We start from the raw sequence: 16,167 nt of genomic DNA, 5'->3' as shown, positions 1-16,167 counted from the left end.
ACGACCGCCGGACTACGTCACTTGACGGAATCGGCACGCTCCACCCGGCCCTTAATGTACCCACATGACGTCGTCCGTCCGATGCGCCCGGAGGAGGTGGCCGCCATCACCGGACACCCGGGTTTCGGCGAGGTGCTGCGCCGCCACCGGCGCGAGGCCCGGCTGACGCTCGAACAGCTGGCGGAGGCGTCCGGCGTCAGCGCCCGGACACTGTCGGACATGGAGCGCGGCCGCAGCCGCGGACCCCAGCAGCGGACCGTCACCGCCCTGGCCGACGCGCTCGTCGTCGGGGACGACGCGCGCGCGGAACTGCTCGGGTTGGCGCGCGAGGGCCGGCTGCGGGATCACTGGACGCGTCCGAGCGGCATGTGCGAACTGCCGCGCGTGATCGCGGACTTCACCGGCCGCTCCGCCGAACTGGTGTGGATCGGCGAGCTGGTCTACGCCGAGAGCGCGCCCGGCGTCGGGGTGATCGGTCTCATCACCGGCTCCGCCGGCCTGGGGAAGACCACCTTCGCCGTGCGGGCCGCGCACACCGTGCGGGCGAGCTTCCCCGACGGGGTGCTCTTCCTCGATCTGCTCGGCATGTCCTCGCACCCGGTGCCCGCCGACGACGCGCTGCGGTCCGTACTGCGGGCGTTGGGGGTCGCCGATCCGCAGATCCCGGACGGCGCGGAGAGCCGGGCCTCCTTGTACCGGTCGATCCTGCGGGAGCGGCGGGTCCTGGTCGTCCTCGACAACGCGGCCTCGGAGGAGCAGGTCCGCCCGCTGCTCCCGGCGGGGGGCACGAGCCGGGCGCTGATCACCACCCGGCGGCTGCTGGCCGGGCTGGAGGGCGTACGCCGGCTGGTCCTCGGGCCGATGCCCGTACCGGAGGCCACCCGTCTGCTGACCGGGATTCTGGGCGAGCGCGCCGCCACCGACGACGAGGCGGACCTCACCAGGCTCTCGGAGCTGTGCGGCGGCCTGCCGCTCGCCCTGCGGATCATCGGCAACCGGCTGGCCAGCCGGCCGGGTTGGGACGCCGGGGAACTCGCCGCGCGGCTGGCGGACGAGGAGCGACGGCTCGACCAGTTCACGGCCGGTGACCTCAGGATCGCCAACGCGTTCGGGATGTCCTACGAGCAACTGGCCGACCAGGCACGGAGCCTGTTCCGGCGGTTGGCCGACGTGCCCGGCCCGGACTTCGACGCCGCCCTGGCGGCCGTCGCGGGCGCGATGCCGGTCAAGGAGGTCTGGGACGCGCTCGACGACCTCGTCGACCTCGGCCTGCTACAGGACAGCACCGCCGGCCGCTACCGCTTCCACGACCTGGTCCGCCTCTTCGCCCGCGAGCGGCTCCGGGAGGAGGGGACCGCGGCCGACCGCGCCGCGCGGGCGGAGCTGGTGGTGCCGTGGCTGCTGCGGACGGCCACCATGGCGGGCCGCTGGTTCGAGCCCGGCTACGGCCGGCCCGAGCGGCCCGACCCCGAACTGCCCGTCCTGGCCTCCGTGGAGGACGCCGACCGGTGGTTGCGGATGAACGTCGACAACTGGCTGGGCGCCCTGCGGATCGCGGCGGGCGACGGCCGGCACGCGCTCGTCCTGGACTGCGCCGAGTCCATGCACTGGTTCTCCGACCGGTGGGCGCACGGCCCGCACTGGCGCGAGGTCTTCACCCTGGGGTCCGAGGCCGCCGCCGCCCTCGGCGACCCGGCCCAGCAGGCGACCCAGCTGAACTACCTGGCCTGGGTGCACTGGGTCCCGCCCAGCGACCCGCACGCCGTCATGCGGTACGCGGCCGAGGCGCTGGAGCTGGCCACCGCGGGCGGCGCCGCCGCGCAGATCGCCTGGTCGCACCAGTACTCCGCCGCGGCGCTGCGCATGCTCGGCCGGCCCGACGAGGCCATCGCGTCGGCGGAAGGGGCGGCGGAGACGTTCAGGAGCATGGGCGACATCGACGCGTACGTGCAGAGCCTGGCGTCCATCGGCGGGTCCCTCAGGGCCGAGGGGCGCCACGCCGAAGCGCTGGAGACGTTCCGTACCGGCCTCGCCGTGATGGCCGACGAGGAGTCGCGGATGACCCCCACCGTGATGACGCAGTGCCGGCCGCTCGCGCTGATCCGCGTCGGCCAGTGCCTGGGGGAACTCGGCCGGAGCGCGGAGGCGATCGCCACCCTCACCGAGGGGATCGCCCTGCTGGACGCGCTGCGGTTGTCGGGCTTCTGGCTGGCGGAGGGCCTGGAGACGCTGGCCGCCCTGCTGGCCGCGGAGGGCCGGGCCGCCGAGAGCCGCGACCGGTACGCGCGGGCGGCGCGGGTGTTCGAGGAGGCCGGCGACGCCGAGGCGAGCAGGCGCTGCCGGCTGCTGGGCACGACGGCCGTCTGACCGCCCGACCCGGTGACCGCCTGGCCTGGTGACCGCCCGACCTGCCTGGGCTTCGGCGCCGCCCGCGCGCCCGACCTGCCCCCGCCCGGCGTCCGCCCGTACTTCTGCGTGCTGTTCTGCGTGGTCCGGTGGCCGCCCCGCGACTTGACTTGAGCGCACCGGGACGGCCTCGACACCGGTCCCGTCAGACCCCATCGGGTCCCACCAGGTCAGGAGCGACCATGGCAACCATCAAGAACATCGTCCTCGTACACGGCGGATTCGTGGACGGATCGGGCTGGCAGGGGGTCTACGACCACCTGACCGCCGACGGCTACCGGGTGTCCGTCGTGCAGAACCCCACGCTGTCGCTGGCCGGCGACGTCGCCGCCACCCACCAGGTCCTCGACGGCCTCGACGGCCCCGCCGTGCTCGTCGGCCACTCCTACGGCGGCGCCGTCATCACCGAGGCCGGCTCGCACCCCCAGGTCGCCGCGCTCGTCTACGTCACCGCGTTCGCGCCCGACAAGGGCGAGTCGGTCAACTCCCTGATCGCCGACCCGCCGCCCGGGGCGCCGGTCCCGCCGATCCTGCCGCCCCGGGACGGGTTCCTCTTCCTGGACCAGGACAAGTTCGCGGCCTCCTTCGCCGCCGACGTGCCCGAGAAGGTGGCGGAGTTCATGGCCGACTCCCAGGTCCCGTGGGGCGTGGAGGCGCTCGAAGGGGTGGTCTCGGCACCGGCCTGGCGGACCAAGCCGTCCTGGTACCTGGTCGCCACCGACGACCGCATGATCCCGCCGCCCGCCCAGCGCGCCATGTCCGAGCGCGCCAACTCCACCGTCACCGAGACGCCCGGCAGCCACGCCGTCTACGTCTCCCGGCCCGCCGTCGTGGCCGCGGTCATCGCCCAGGCCGCCGAAGGCACCGACAGCCCTTCCTGAACGCCTTGTTCGCGCCGCGTCAGCTCCCGCCCGGCCCCCGTCCGGGCGAGCCCGGCGCCCCCACCCGATCCACCGTGCCTGTTCACCTCGAAGGAGTCCGTCATGGGCCCTGACCTCACCCGCCGCCGCGTGCTCGCCACCGGCGCCGCGGCAGCCGGCGCCGCGGCGCTGATGGGACCGTTCAGCTCCACCGCCTCCGCCACCGCCGCGGGACGTTCCGCGAGCGGTCCCCGACCGACCATCGTGCTGGTGCACGGCGGATTCGCCGACGCGTCCTGCTGGAACGGCGTCATCGAGCGCCTCCAGCAGGAGGGCTACACGACCGTCGCGCCCGCCAACCCGCTGCGCGGCCTGCCCACCGACGCCCCCTATCTCGCCGGCGTCCTGCGGTCGATCCAGGGCCCGGTCGTGCTGGCCGGGCACTCCTACGGCGGCGCCGTCATCTCCAACGCCGCCGCCGGCATCCCCAACGTCAAGGCCCTGGTGTACGTCGCGGCGTTCGTCCCCGACATCGGCGAGCAACTCGGCGTGCTGATCGACAAGTACCCCGGCAGCATCATCCAGGCCGCGACCACCCCCGTGCCCTACCCCAAGCCCGACGGCACCACCGGCACCGACCTGTACCTGGTGCCCGACGGGTTCCGCGCCGCCTTCGCCGCGGACCTCCCCGTGCACACCACGCGGCTGATGCAGGCCACCCAACGCCCCTTCGACGCCTCCTCCTTCACCGACCTCACCACCGCTGCCGCCTGGCACACCATCCCGTCCTGGGGCCTGGTGGCCGGCAGTGACAAGGCCATCCCGCCCGCCCTGGAGCGCTACTTCTACCGGCGCGCCGCCGCCCGTGACGTCGTCGAGGTGCCGGGGGCGTCCCACGTGGCCATGATCAGCCACCCGGGCACCACCGCCCGGCTCATCGACACCGCCGCGAAGGCGGTCCGCTGACCGACCGTGCCCCCAGCCTGCACGCCCCGGCCCGCACCCGTCGGGCCGGGGCGTGCGTCGGGACACCCGTCAGGGGTTCGGCGTGCCGGACGACGGTGGGACGAGGCCGTTCTGGTAGGCGATGACCACGAGTTGGGCCCGGTCGCGGGCGTCGAGCTTGGTCATGGCGCGCTGGATGTGGCTGCGTACGGTCAGCGGGCTGACCACCAGGTGCGCGGCGATGTCGGCGTTGGACCTGCCGTACGCGGCCAGGGTCATCACCTCGCGCTCCCGTTCGGTGAGCGTGGCCAGGCGCTCGGGCGGGGCGAGCGGCTGGTGGTCCGGGGTCGCCAGGAAGCGGTCGATGAGGGAGCGGGTGGCCGTCGGGGAGAGCAGCGAGTCGCCGGCCGCCACGGTGCGGATGCCGGCGAGCAGCAGCTCCGGGCCGACGTCCTTGCCGAGGAAGCCGCTGGCGCCGGCCCGCAGCGCCCTGGCCACGTTCTCGTCGTTCTCGAAGGTGGTGAGGATCAGCACCCGGGTGTCCGCGAGTTCGGGGCGGGCGCAGATCTCCGCGGTGGCGGCGAGCCCGTCGGTGCCCGGCATCCGGATGTCCATGAGGACCACGTCGGGCCGGTGGACCAGCGCGAGGTCGACGGCCTCCCGGCCGTCCGCGGCCGCCCCGACGACGGTCAGGTCCGGTTCCGAGTCGATGAGGATGCGGAAGGTGGCCACGAGCAGGGCCTGGTCGTCGGCGAGCAGGACGTTGATGGTCATGGGCCGATGTCGCTTTCGTCGGGGCCGTTCAGCGGGAGCGTGCAGACGACTTCGAAGCCGCCCTCAGGGCGCGGGCCGGCCCGCAGGGTGCCGCCGGCGGCGAGGGCGCGTTCGCGCATGCCGAGCAGCCCGAACCCCTGGTGCGCGGTGGCGGGGCCGGCCGGCGGACGGGTGCCGGGCGCGGTGGAGTTGGTGACGGTGAGGGTCAACCGGTCGGGCGTGTACGCCAGCCGGACCCGGGCGGTGTGCGTGGCCGCGTGCTTGGCGACGTTGGTGAGCGCCTCCTGGATGACGCGGTACGCGGCGAGGTCGAGCCCGGGGGCGAGGTCCCGCCGCTCGCCCGCCACGGTGACGGCGACGTCGAGGCCGGCCGCCGCGTAGCTCGTGACCAGGTCGGGCAGCCGCCCGAGGCCGGGAGCGGGCGCGATCTCGTCGTCGGGGTCGGTGTCCTGGCGCAACAGCCCCACCGTGGACTTGAGTTCGCGCAGCGCGGCGGCGGTCGTCCCCGGCAGCCGCGCGATGATCTCGAACGCCTGCTCCGGCCTGGTCGCGGCCAGGTGTGCGGCGGTGCCCGCCTGGGCGTGGGCGAGCGCGAGGTGGTGGGTGACCACGTCGTGGAGTTCGCGCGCGATACGCATCCGCTCCTGGACGACCCGCCGGCGGGCCTCCTCCTCCCGTTCCTGCGCGGCGTGCTCGGCCCGGGAGGCGGCGTACTCGCGCCGCACCCGTACGTAGCTGCCGAGGGCGGCGACCATCAGCACCCACGTGGCCGGGTTGAGGACGGCCAGCAGCAGCGCGTGCCGGAACGTGCTGAGGAACCCGGTGACGACGATGCCCACGGTGCAGGCCAGTGCGCTGTTCCAGGCGGTCCTGCGGGGGGCGAGCAGGTTCGTGAAGTACTGCGCGACCAGGAGGGGGCCCATGAGCAAGGGGGTCAGCAGGTATCCCAGGGCGCCCTCGACCATGGTGCACACCGCGGTCACCGCGAGGACGGGCAGCGGGTGGCTGCGCCGCCGGAGCAGCGCCGCGCAGGACAGGACGGACAGCACGAGGCCGGGCCACAGGGTGGGCGAGTGGTCCGTGACCGAGCGGGTGATCAGGACCCCCGAGCCGGTCGCGGCGAGCAGCAGCGCCAGCAGGGTGGTCTCCACCGCGCGCGGGTGGCGCGCCGACCACCGCTGCCAGCTTGTGCTCATCGCGTCTATCTCCGGGGTAGGGCCGATCAGGACAGCGTCGCAGAAGCGGGCCGCGCCACGCGGTGGACCGGCGGCCCGCGTGTGGCGCGCCGCGGCCCGCCCCGCGACGGGCGCGGCCCGGGTCCGCCGCTCAGGTACGGGCCGGCTCCTGCGGCAGCGCCCCGCTCTCCCCCGCCTCCGCCGCGGGCCCGGACGCCCCTGGGTCCCCGGACGCCCCGGACGCCCCGGACTTCGCGGTGAGCCCGGTGCCCTCGACGTCGATCCGTGGCAGCGCCCGGTCGAGCCATCGCGGCAGCCACCACGCCTTGGCGCCGAGCAGCGCCAGCACGGCCGGGACCAGCGCCATGCGGACCACGAACGCGTCCAGGAGCACCGCGACGGCCAGCCCGAAGCCGATGGTCTTGATCATGGACTCGTCGGACCCGACGAACCCCGAGAAGACCGCGATCATGATCACCGCCGCCGCGGTCACCACCCTGGCGCTGTGCCGGAACCCGCTCACGACCGCCTGCGCGGGCCGCTCCCCGTGGACGTACGCCTCCCGCATGCGGGCGACGAGGAAGACCTCATAGTCCATGGCGAGGCCGAAGACGATGCCCACCAGGAAGATCGGCATCAGGCTCATGATCGGGCCGGTCTGCTCGACGCCGAGCAGCCGCGCGCCCCAGCCCCACTGGAAGACCGCGACCACGGTGCCGAGCGAGGCCAGCACCGACAGCAGGAACCCGAGGGCCGCCTTCAGCGGCACCAGCAGGGAGCGGAAGACCAGCAGGAGCAGGGCGAGCGAGAGCAGGACGATGACGCCGAGGTAGGGCACGAGCGCGTCCTGGAGGGCGCCGGCGACGTCGATGTTCATCGCGGTGGTGCCGGTGACCTCGTAGGTCGCCCCGGTGTCCGCCGCCAGGGCGGGCCGCTCCGCGCGGATCGTCCGCACGATGTCCTTGGTGGCCTGGTCGCTCGGGCCGGTGGCGGGCACGGCCGAGAACAGCGCGGTGTCGCCGGCCGCGTTGAACCGCGCGGGCGAGACGGACACCACGCCGGCGGTCCGCTCGATCGTCGCGGTGACGTCCTGGACGGCCGACCGCGGGTCGTGCGCGCCCTTGGCGTCGACCACGACCGTCAGCGGACCGTTGAACCCGGCGCCGAAGCCGTGCGCGAGCGCGTCGTAGGCCCGCCGCTCGGTGGTGGAGGTGGGCTTGGCCTCGTCGCCGGGCATGCCCATGTCCAGGTGGGTGGCGGGCAGCGCCAGCGCTCCCAGGCAGGCCACGCCCACCAGCAGCACCGCCAGCGGGCGGCGCTGCACGAACCGGGCCCACCGGGCGCCGCCGTTGTCACGGTCGCCGGCCTGGTCCTGGGCGGTGGCTCCGCCCGTGGCGGTCCCGCGCGCCCGGCCCACCTCGCCCGCCTCACGGCCCCGGGCCGCCTTGCGTGTTCGGCCCGCCTTCCGTGCCCCGCCCGCCTTGCGGGTCCTGCGGGCCAGCACCGCGTTCGGCCACATGCCGAGCAGCGCGGGGACCAGGGTCAGCGCGATGAGCACGGCGGTGACGACCGCCCCGGCCGCGCACAACCCCATCTTCGTCAGCATCGGCACGCCGATCACCGACAGCCCGGCCAGCGCGATCACGACGGTGAGCCCGGCGAAGACCACCGCGGAGCCCGCGGTGCCGACCGCGCGGCCCGCCGCCTCCTGCGGGTCGCGACCGCGCGCCCGCTCCTCCCGGTAGCGGGAGATGACGAACAGCGCGTAGTCGATCCCGACCGCGAGCCCGAGCATGGACGCCAGCGTGCCCGTGGTCAGGTCGAGCCCGAAGGTGCTGCCGAGCGCGAGGATGGCGCACATGCTGATCCCGACGCCGATGACGGCGGTGAGCAGCGGCAGCCCGGCGGCCGCGAGCGACCCGAAGGTGACCAGCAGCACCACGGCGGCCAGGGCGATGCCGATCACCTCCGCGGAGCCGCCGGCAGCGGGCTGGGTGGCCAGCGCGGTGCCGCCCACCTCGACCGTGAGGCCGCTGTCGCGGGCCTGCGAGACGGCGCCCTCCAGGGCGTCCTTGCTCGCGTCGCTGACGTCGTCGGCCTTGACCTTGTAGGTGACCGTCGCGTAGGCGGTGGACGCGTCCTTGCTCACCGCGTGGGCCTTGAACGGGCTGACGGCGCTGTCCACCTGGGGTTCACCGGCGGCCTCGGAGACCAGCGTGTCGATCGCGGCGCGGTGGTCGGCGGCGGTGACCTTCTCGCCGCCGGGCGCGATGAAGACGATCCGGGCGGTGGCGCCGTCGGCGTCGGCACCCGGGAACCGCTGCCCGATCAGGTCGAACGCCTTCTGCGCCTCGATGCCGGGCATGAAGGTGGTGCCGCTGTCACCGGTGGCCGGCGCCTTGGCGGCCCCGACCCCGACCGCGACGAGGACCACCGCCCACAGCAGGGCGACGAGCCGGCGCCGCCGGAAGGCGGTACGGCCCAGTCGGTAAAGGAGGGTAGCCACAGCGAATGCCTCTCCGGGGTCATGGTCTCGGGCACTGCCAAGGCTGTCCTTCGGGACCCCGCCGGCGCGTCGTGCGGCTGCCGTCACTTCCGCCTGGTGAGAACGCACGACAAGGTGCGCGCCCCTCCTCCCTGAGGACTACCCGACGCCTCTCCCTCGCGCCGGCCCCTGCCGGTCGGCCGCCCCGCTCCCCCGCGCGCGTCGGCGCTCCCCGCGCATGCCCGCGGCCCGGGCCATCACCCAGGCCCGGGCCGCGAACGGTGCTGCGTCGAACCAGGTCAGCCGGTCACCGGGACCGGGGCGAGGGTCGCGCGGAAGTGGCGCAGGATCGGGGACTGGTCCACGATCCGGAACCCGTAGACGCTGTCGGCGTTCTTGGTGATCTTCGCCAGGGTCTCGCCGACGTGGTCGTAGTGGCTGCGGGTGTAGACGCGGCGCGGCAGGGCGAGCCGGACCAGCTCGTAGGGCGCGCTCTTCACCGGGTTGCCGTCCTCGTCCTCCTCACCGAGGTAGAGGGAGCCCAACTCGGCCGAGCGGATGCCCCCTTCGAGGTAGAGCTGGACGGACAGCGCGTGGCCCGGGTAGTTGTGGGCGGGTATGTGCGGGAACAGCCGCCCCGCGTTGAGGTAGAGCGCGTGCAGGCCGGGCGGTTCGAGGATGTCGACGCCCGCCGAGCGCACCCGGTGGGCGAGGTGCGAGGCGATGTCGGCCCGCTCGGCGAGGTAGGACGGCTCGGTCACCTCGGTGAGCCCCTGGGCGATCATGTCCAGGTCGCGCCCCGCCAGGCCGCCGTAGGTCGCGAAGCCCTCGGTGGCGATGAGCAGCAGCTCGCACCGCTGGGCGAGGTCCGGGTCGTTGAGCCCGATGAACCCGCCGATGTGGACGATGCCGTCCTTCTTCGCGCTCATCACGCAGCCGTCCGCCAGCCGGAACGCCTCCTCGGAGACCTGCCGGGGGGTGCGGTCGGCGTAGCCGGGCTCGTGCCGGGTGACCAGCCAGGCGTTCTCGGCGAACCGGGCGGCGTCCAGGAAGAAGGGCACGCCGTGCGCGCGGCACAGCGCGGACGTCTGCTTGAGGTTCTCCATGGAGACAGGCTGCCCGCCGCCTCCGTTGTTGGTGATGGTGACGACCACCATCGCGACCCGGGAGCCCTCCGGCCCGGCGAGCGTGCGGCGCAGCTCGTCCAGGTCGATGTTGCCCTTGAACGGGTGGGTGCTGTCCAGGTTCCGCGCCTCGGGACACGGCAGGTCGCGCGCCTCGGCGCCGGCCAGCTCGACGTTGGCCCGGGTGGTGTCGAAGTGCGTGTTGGACAGCGCCAGCTTGCCGGGCTCCAACAGCGTGGTGAACAGCACGCGTTCGGCTGCCCGGCCCTGGTGGACCGGCAGGATGTGGGAGTAGCCGGTCAGCTCGGTGATGGTGTCGTGGAACCGGTAGAAGGAGCGCGAGCCCGAGTAGGACTCATCGCCCGCCATGCCGGCGGCCTGCTGCGCGGCCGACAGCGCGCCGGTGCCGGAGTCGGTCAGCAGGTCGATGGTCACCTCCTCCGCCCGCAGGTCGAACAGGTTGTAGTGCACGCGCTTCAGCGCTTCCTCACGCTGCTGCCGCGTCGTGACGGGGATGGGTTCCACTACCTTGATCCGGTACGGCTCCATGCAGACCGCTGCTCCTGTCTTTCTGTCGTGCGAAGTGGTGTTGCGGGTGTGTCAGCGCCCGATCCCGTGACCGGCACGGGTGGGGAGCGGTTCAACGGGGCGGTTGCACCTCGTACGCCTCCGAGGAGACGTAGACGGTGACCCGCGGGGCCTGGCCGCGCTGGTGGACCAGCGCCACGTAGGCGACGAGCCCGACCCCGTCGCTCAGCGGGCGGGTGGTCACCGCGGCCAGCGCGCGGTCGAGTGCGGCGCTGTCCATGCCGTAGCGGCGCAGCACCGCCACCGCCCGCTCGCGCGCCTGTCCGTCGTGCTCGACGTACGTCCGCACGGGCATGTGCAGCGTGAAGCCGCTGGGCAGGCCGGTCGCCGTCTCGGTGAAGGAGTGGCAGGTCAGGGCGCGCCGGGTGAGCGGCCCCCGGGCATCGTCGGCGGCGCCGCCCGCGCCGTCGTTGCCGGTGCCGGCGATCGTGTGGAAGAAGCCCATCGTCTGGTCCCGGCCCTCGTCGGGCGCGAGGCGGGAGTACGCGCCGGCCTGCTCGGCGGCGAGGCTCTCGTGGGTGCAGTAGACCTTCACCCGCGGCGCCTGCCACGCGCCGAGGTCGAGCGCGACGAAGGGGAAGTCGTCGGCCGGCGGCAGCGCGTCGAACGCCTGCCGGTGGCCGAGCCGGGCGAGCGCCTCCCGTACGGTCTCCGCGCGCCGGTCCCGGCCGTTGGCGGCCGGGCTGAGGTAGACCTTCACCGCGGGGACGCCGCCGGGCCGCAGTTCCAGCGCGCACCACAGGGCGAACGCCCCGGCGGGTGCGGCCGGGAAGAACAGGTCCTCCAGCCGGTCGAGTTGGTCGGTGGAGAAGTTCCAGCGGTCCGCCATCTCGCGGATCACCCGCAGGCCGGTACGCCCGTTCGCCGCCAGGTCCCCGCTGCCGCAGCCGGGTTCGAGCAGCACCCGCAGGGCCGGCGTGGAGCCGGGCAGGAACGCCAGCGAGTACTCGACCGGCGTGTGGTCGTCGGAGAGCAAGGTAGGCGAGGGCGGGGGCAGCGCCAACGACCGTTCGGCCGCCGGGCCGAGGCTGTCGGCGAGGACCTCGACATAGGTCTCCGTGTCCGCACGGTCCAGCCGCACCACCTCGCACAGCCGGGCGAGCTGCCCGGTGACGAGACCGCCGAGCTGGGCCGGCTCCAGCCGGGAGAGGCCGGAGCCGGCGAAGTCGCGGATCGGGGAACGGCCGCCGGTCATCGGAGCCCTCCCCTCGCGATGGCATATGCCGGAACACGCCCGTGGTGGGCGAAAAGAGACCCGCCCCGGAGGGCGGGTTCGGCGGGCGGCGCATCCCCCGGCACGCACAGGTACTCGGGATGAGAACAAATGTTCGATGATCCGGAGTGAACATCCGACGGTCGGGGTAGGGGTAAAACAGCCGGTCGTAGCGGTACGGGCGGATCGGCGGCAGCAGGCACGGTGACAACTCCTTTAGTCCTGGCCAACGATTTTCGCCCAGGTGACTACCCGTCCCGTCGAACGATCATGTGAGTTGCAGGCATATGCGCGTCGTGACCTGAATCACGCATGCTTTTTGGCCACTTCCGCGGCTGGATCACACCTTCCACCAGGCCAGGAACGAACTCCACAAGCCTCCCTTTTGCGCCTTGCCCTGCGATGGGCCCTGTTGTCCGGCCGTCGCCGCAGGCTTCCCCTGCGCCCCGGTCTGCGGGCCTTTGTCCACCCGTATCGGCGCGAACCGGGCGGGCAGCGCGGCCAGCGCGCGGTTGAACGGCCCCGGCCGCCAGGTCAGGCTGTCCACCGGCACCGCCAGCTCGATGTCCGGGAGCTGGTTGAGCAGGTTCTCGATGGCCGCGATCGTGATCAGCTGGGCCGGGTCCTTCGCCGGGCAGCCGTGCGGGCCGGTGCTCCACGCCAGGTGGGCGCGCTTGCTGAGCAGTTGGCGCGAGCCGGACAGCGCCGGGTCGGTGTTGGCCGCCGCGAAGCTGACCAGCACCAGCTCGCCCGCGTCGATCCGGCGCCCGGCGAACTCGATGTCGGCCACCGGGTAGTGGGGCGCGTAGTTGGACATCGGCGGGTTGTTCCACAGCACTTCGTCGATGGCGTCCTCGACCAGCAGCCCGCCGTCGGAGAACCGGTCGTCGGAGAGGATGAGGCACAGTCCGTTGCCGATGAGGTTGCGCAACGGCTCTGCACCGGAGCCCAGCAGCAGGATCAGCTGGTGGACCATCTCCTCGTCGGTGAGCTTCGCCGGGTGCTGCATGAGCCATGACGTCACGTCATCACCCGGCTGCGCCCGCCGCAGCGCGACCAGCTCGGCGACGGACTGGCCGAGCACCTCGTTGGCCTTCTCGGCGTTGATGCCGTCGAAGATGCCGTTGATGCCGAAGATGACCCGGTCGCCGATGTCGGCGGGGCAGCCGAACAGCTCGCTGAAGACGAAGAGCGGCAGCAGCTTGGCGTAGTCGTTGAGCAGGTCGACCGAGCCGCGGGTGCTGAACTGCTCGATCAGGTACCGGGAGACCCGGTCCACGTTCCGCTTCAGCAGGTGGCTGTCCACCCGGGCCATGGTGTCCGTGACGGCCTGGCGCAGCCGCAGGTGGTCCGCGCCGTCGGTGAACATGCAGTTCGGCCGGTAGGCGAGCAGCGGCACCACCGGGCTGTTCGGGTTGACCTTGCCCTCGTTGAAGGCGCGCCAGCGGCGCGAGTCCTTCCGGAAGGTGTCGGGGTCCTGGAGCAGTTGCAGCGCCGCCGAGTAGTCCGTGACGAGGGTGGCGTTCACCCCGGGCGCCAGCTCCACCGGCGCGGTGGGGCCGAAGTTGCGCATCCAGGCGTAGTACGAGTCGGGGTCCGCCTGGAACTCGGGGCCGTGCAGGGGCACTCGGCCGTGTGCGGGGCAGCCGGGCGGAGGGGAGGGGAAGCCTGAGTCGGTACTCACGTGGTGCTCCTAGCGGTACGCGTCTGGAGATACCGGACCAGGGCGATCAAAGCGTCGGCGGACGATTTCTGGTCGCGGGCATCGCAAGTGACGATGGGGGTTTCGGGCAGCAGGTCGAGGGCGTCGCGCAACTCGTCGTCGGAGCGGACCGGCGTGTCGTCGAAGTGATTGACGGAAATCGCGTAGGGAAGCCCGTATTGTTCGACGAGGTCGATGACGGGGAAGGACTCCTTGAGCCGCTCCGGGTCGACCAGGATCAACGCGCCGAGCGCGCCTCGGGTCATGTCCTCCCACACCTGGACGAAGCGTTCCTGCCCGGGCGTTCCGAAGAGGTACAGCACGAGTTGCTCGCTCAGCGTGATGCGGCCGAAGTCCATGGCCACCGTGGTGGTGGTCTTCCCCCGCACTCCCTTGAGGTCGTCGACCAGGGCGCCGGCCTGGGTCATCCGCTCCTCGGTGCGCAGCGGCGGGATCTCGGACATGGTGCCGATGAACGTCGTCTTTCCGACCGCGAAGTGCCCCACGACCAGGATCTTGGCCGCGGTCTTCACCGCTCCGTCGAGATAGACGCCATCAGCCGAATCGGGCCTGGAGCCCATTCAGCACCTCCTGAAGGAGCGATACGTCGGCGAGTTGGGCACGAGGCACCGGGGGCCGGACCACCAGGTAGCCCTCCGACGACAGGTCGGAGAGCAGCACCTTGATGATGCCGATCGGAAGCTTCATGTGCCCGGCTATCTCGGCCACCGAGAGCATGCCGCCCGAACACAGGTCCAGGACACTGTGCTTCTCCGGGTCGAGATGGACCGGACGCGGCTGATCGGACGCGGTGACCAGGGTGATGAGGTTGAACTGGTCGTCGGCCGGCAGGCCGCGACCGTTCGTGATGACGTACGGTCGCACTAAATCCGTGGACTGCGCTACGGGCTCATCCGATTCGTTCATACCTGGGTACTCGTGTTTTCGCGAGGCGGCGCGGTCAGGACCTTGCCGAGTTGGCCGACGAGTTGCTGCATCCGGAAGGTGATGGCCGCCATGTCGACGTCCGGAGCGGACGAGACGGCCAGATAGGCGCCCGCACCGGCGGAGATGAGGAAGACCCAGCCGCCGTCGAACTCCACCAGGGTCTGGCGCCAGACCATGTCCGGGCCGCCGCAGAAGCTGCCCATCGTGCGGCTCAGCGACTGGATGCCGCTCATGGCCGCGGCGACGGTGTCGGCCTCGTCCTTCCTGACCTGCTGCGAGCGGGCCATCAGCAGCCCGTCGGCGGAGATCAGGATCGCGTGGCGCGCCCCGGGGACCTCCAGGGCACTCTCAAGCATCCATGACAGGTCGTTGTTCACTGCGGTTCATGCCCTTCCCTTTGTGCGGAGCGCCCGGACTGTGTGCCGAGCTGGAAGGCGCCCATGATCGAAGCGGCTTCCTCGTTCGTCCGGGTGGGGGGCGCGGGGGCGTCCGCACTCGGCACGATGGAGATCGATCCCTTCCGGCTCCGTCTCGGCAGACCGCCGGGGGTCGAGCTGGACGGCCGCTCCGCCGGCGCGGCAGCCCCGGCGGCCACCCCGTTGGGAGCGGGGGTACGGGAGGCCGGCGGCTCTTTCGGCTCGGGCATGTTGGTCAGAAGCTCCTCGGGAAGAAGCACCACCGCGCGTACGCCGCCGTAGGGGGAGGAGGAGTCGACGGACACGTTGAAGCCGTACCGCTGGGCGAGCACGCCGATGACCGCGAAACCGAACTGCGGCGGGTTGCCCAGTCCGGCGACGCCCGCCGGGCCCTGGCCGGACAGCAGCTCGTCGGCGCGCGCCTTCTCCTCCTCGTTCATACCGACACCGGCATCGTCGATGATGATGCAGACACCCTTGGGCACAGTGCGGGTGGTGATGTCGATCGGGGTGTCGGGGGCCGAGTAGCTGGTCGCGTTGTCCAGCAGCTCGGCGAGGGCCAGCGCCACGGGCTCGACGGCGCGGCCGATCAGGGCGAAGTTGGTCTGCGAACGGATCTCGACCCGCGTGTAGTGCCGGATACGGCCCTTCGCGCTGCGCACCACGTCGTAGACCGACGCGGCGACCCGCTGCCGGCCCAGCCACCCGTCGCAGAGCACGGCGATGGACTGCGCACGCCGGCCGAACTGCGAGTTCATGTGGTCGATCTCCAGGAGGTCCTGGAGGACGTGGTGTTCGCCGAACTTGTCCTGGGCCTTGGAGATGGCCACCTGCTGCTCGTTGGCCAGGCCCTGGAGGGTCCGCATGGCCGACTTGAGCGCGCTCTTGGTGGCGTCCTCCGCGCGGACCCGGGCTTCCTGCACCGACTCGGAGTAGCCGCCCTCGAGTTCCGCGTAGCGGCTCTCCAACTCGGCGTTCTCGGTCCGCAGTCTGGCCCGCGCTTTCCGCCCGCGGAGTATGACGGTTGCGGCGAACGGCGCGCCGGCGATCAGAGCCCAGAGCGCCGGGTCCTGTATGTAATGCGTCATGAGACTCTCTTCAAGCGACTAGACGACCACCAGGGACTTAAGGGGGGCTGCGTCTCTGCGTCCGGGGGGTACTGATGTGCGAGGGTGCCGCTAAGGCACCCGCGCGACCCGGGGCGTCGCACGCGCCTTGCCGGCGGCAGCGCAGACGGGTCGGCACAACTAAGAGCGCCCGTATGCCCGACTGCGGCATGGTGCTCCTCGGTGTGGTGGACCCTCTCGACCCGATCGCCGTCTGTCCTGCACGCTCATTGGCTAGCCTGGCAAGCGGGCCGATCGTACCACCATGATCAGCCACGGGGCGCGCAAGTGCCGCTGGCACGTGAAATCCTGACGCGACGTCAGTACAATGCCCGCGCAATTCCCCGGCGAACGCCCTTCCGGGCTCGGTACTTTGCCCGGATGCGTGCCGACTGGTTCGGGGTACGGGCGGCCGTCCCGCCCCG

At 72.4% G+C, this 16,167-nt stretch carries 13 protein-coding genes; 3 read left to right on the top strand and 10 right to left on the bottom strand.

What is annotated here, in order from left to right:
- Positions 1-81 precede the first annotated feature (81 nt).
- The 3 genes from OG896_RS21840 (at position 82) to OG896_RS21830 (ending at position 4,232) form a co-directional block, all read left to right on the top strand.
- Positions 82-2,367, top strand: a complete 2,286-nt coding sequence (locus OG896_RS21840) for a helix-turn-helix domain-containing protein (RefSeq protein ID WP_329367836.1) — start codon at positions 82-84, stop codon at positions 2,365-2,367.
- 221 nt (positions 2,368-2,588) lie between these two features.
- On the top strand, positions 2,589-3,287 hold the full coding sequence (locus OG896_RS21835; RefSeq protein ID WP_329367834.1) for an alpha/beta fold hydrolase: 699 nt from the start codon (positions 2,589-2,591) through the stop codon (positions 3,285-3,287).
- A gap of 102 nt (positions 3,288-3,389) precedes the next feature.
- Positions 3,390-4,232 (top strand): alpha/beta fold hydrolase, encoded by an 843-nt coding sequence (locus OG896_RS21830; protein ID WP_329367832.1) that lies wholly within the window; start codon positions 3,390-3,392, stop codon positions 4,230-4,232.
- Positions 4,233-4,301: 69 nt separating this feature from the next.
- Here the strand turns inward: OG896_RS21830 and OG896_RS21825 are convergent, their stop codons facing one another.
- From OG896_RS21825 to OG896_RS21780, 10 genes are all read right to left on the bottom strand, one after another.
- Positions 4,302-4,985 (bottom strand): response regulator transcription factor, encoded by a 684-nt coding sequence (locus OG896_RS21825; protein WP_329367830.1) that lies wholly within the window; start codon positions 4,983-4,985, stop codon positions 4,302-4,304.
- Entirely contained in the window at positions 4,982-6,181 is a 1,200-nt protein-coding gene (locus OG896_RS21820; protein WP_329367828.1) for a sensor histidine kinase, read from the bottom strand. Before OG896_RS21820 ends, OG896_RS21825 begins: the two co-directional genes overlap by 4 nt.
- A 130-nt stretch (positions 6,182-6,311) precedes the next feature.
- On the bottom strand, positions 6,312-8,666 hold the full coding sequence (locus tag OG896_RS21815) for an MMPL family transporter (protein WP_329367826.1): 2,355 nt from the start codon (positions 8,664-8,666) through the stop codon (positions 6,312-6,314).
- Positions 8,667-8,944: 278 nt separating this feature from the next.
- Positions 8,945-10,318 carry a tryptophanase gene (locus OG896_RS21810; protein WP_329367824.1) on the bottom strand — a complete coding sequence of 458 codons (1,374 nt, stop codon included), beginning with the start codon at positions 10,316-10,318 and terminating at the stop codon, positions 8,945-8,947.
- 91 nt (positions 10,319-10,409) lie between these two features.
- Positions 10,410-11,552 carry a tryptophan dimethylallyltransferase family protein gene (locus OG896_RS21805; protein ID WP_329367822.1) on the bottom strand — a complete coding sequence of 381 codons (1,143 nt, stop codon included), beginning with the start codon at positions 11,550-11,552 and terminating at the stop codon, positions 10,410-10,412.
- A gap of 358 nt (positions 11,553-11,910) precedes the next feature.
- Entirely contained in the window at positions 11,911-13,254 is a 1,344-nt protein-coding gene (locus OG896_RS21800; protein WP_329367820.1) for a cytochrome P450, read from the bottom strand.
- A complete protein-coding gene (locus OG896_RS21795) occupies positions 13,251-13,853 on the bottom strand; it encodes a GTP-binding protein (RefSeq protein ID WP_328465621.1) in 603 nt (200 codons plus the stop codon). The genes OG896_RS21800 and OG896_RS21795 overlap by 4 nt, the downstream gene beginning before the upstream one ends.
- Positions 13,828-14,199, bottom strand: coding sequence for a DUF742 domain-containing protein (locus OG896_RS21790; protein ID WP_328465623.1), 372 nt, complete (start codon positions 14,197-14,199; stop codon positions 13,828-13,830). The genes OG896_RS21795 and OG896_RS21790 overlap by 26 nt, the downstream gene beginning before the upstream one ends.
- Positions 14,196-14,597 (bottom strand): roadblock/LC7 domain-containing protein, encoded by a 402-nt coding sequence (locus OG896_RS21785; RefSeq protein ID WP_329367817.1) that lies wholly within the window; start codon positions 14,595-14,597, stop codon positions 14,196-14,198. Before OG896_RS21785 ends, OG896_RS21790 begins: the two co-directional genes overlap by 4 nt.
- Entirely contained in the window at positions 14,594-15,724 is a 1,131-nt protein-coding gene (locus OG896_RS21780) for an ATP-binding protein (RefSeq protein ID WP_329367815.1), read from the bottom strand. Before OG896_RS21780 ends, OG896_RS21785 begins: the two co-directional genes overlap by 4 nt.
- Positions 15,725-16,167: the final 443 nt, after the last annotated feature.

Source organism: Streptomyces sp. NBC_00669, from assembly GCF_036226785.1.
Taxonomy (GTDB): Bacteria; Actinomycetota; Actinomycetes; order Streptomycetales; family Streptomycetaceae; genus Actinacidiphila.
Note: the sequence above shows the minus strand (reverse complement) of the source record. Positions and strands in the feature narration are given on the sequence as shown.

What these genes read in the sequence shown, in the direction of transcription:
- OG896_RS21840 (WP_329367836.1), top strand. Translation starts at nt 82, where the DNA reads ATGCGCCCGGAGGAGGTGGCCGCCATCACCGGACACCCGGGTTTCGGC.
- OG896_RS21835 (WP_329367834.1), top strand. Translation starts at nt 2,589, where the DNA reads ATGGCAACCATCAAGAACATCGTCCTCGTACACGGCGGATTCGTGGAC.
- OG896_RS21830 (WP_329367832.1), top strand. Translation starts at nt 3,390, where the DNA reads ATGGGCCCTGACCTCACCCGCCGCCGCGTGCTCGCCACCGGCGCCGCG.
- OG896_RS21825 (WP_329367830.1), bottom strand. Translation starts at nt 4,985, where the DNA reads ATGACCATCAACGTCCTGCTCGCCGACGACCAGGCCCTGCTCGTGGCC.
- OG896_RS21820 (WP_329367828.1), bottom strand. Translation starts at nt 6,181, where the DNA reads ATGAGCACAAGCTGGCAGCGGTGGTCGGCGCGCCACCCGCGCGCGGTG.
- OG896_RS21810 (WP_329367824.1), bottom strand. Translation starts at nt 10,318, where the DNA reads ATGGAGCCGTACCGGATCAAGGTAGTGGAACCCATCCCCGTCACGACG.
- OG896_RS21805 (WP_329367822.1), bottom strand. Translation starts at nt 11,552, where the DNA reads ATGACCGGCGGCCGTTCCCCGATCCGCGACTTCGCCGGCTCCGGCCTC.
- OG896_RS21795 (WP_328465621.1), bottom strand. Translation starts at nt 13,853, where the DNA reads ATGGGCTCCAGGCCCGATTCGGCTGATGGCGTCTATCTCGACGGAGCG.
- OG896_RS21790 (WP_328465623.1), bottom strand. Translation starts at nt 14,199, where the DNA reads ATGAACGAATCGGATGAGCCCGTAGCGCAGTCCACGGATTTAGTGCGA.
- OG896_RS21780 (WP_329367815.1), bottom strand. Translation starts at nt 15,724, where the DNA reads ATGACGCATTACATACAGGACCCGGCGCTCTGGGCTCTGATCGCCGGC.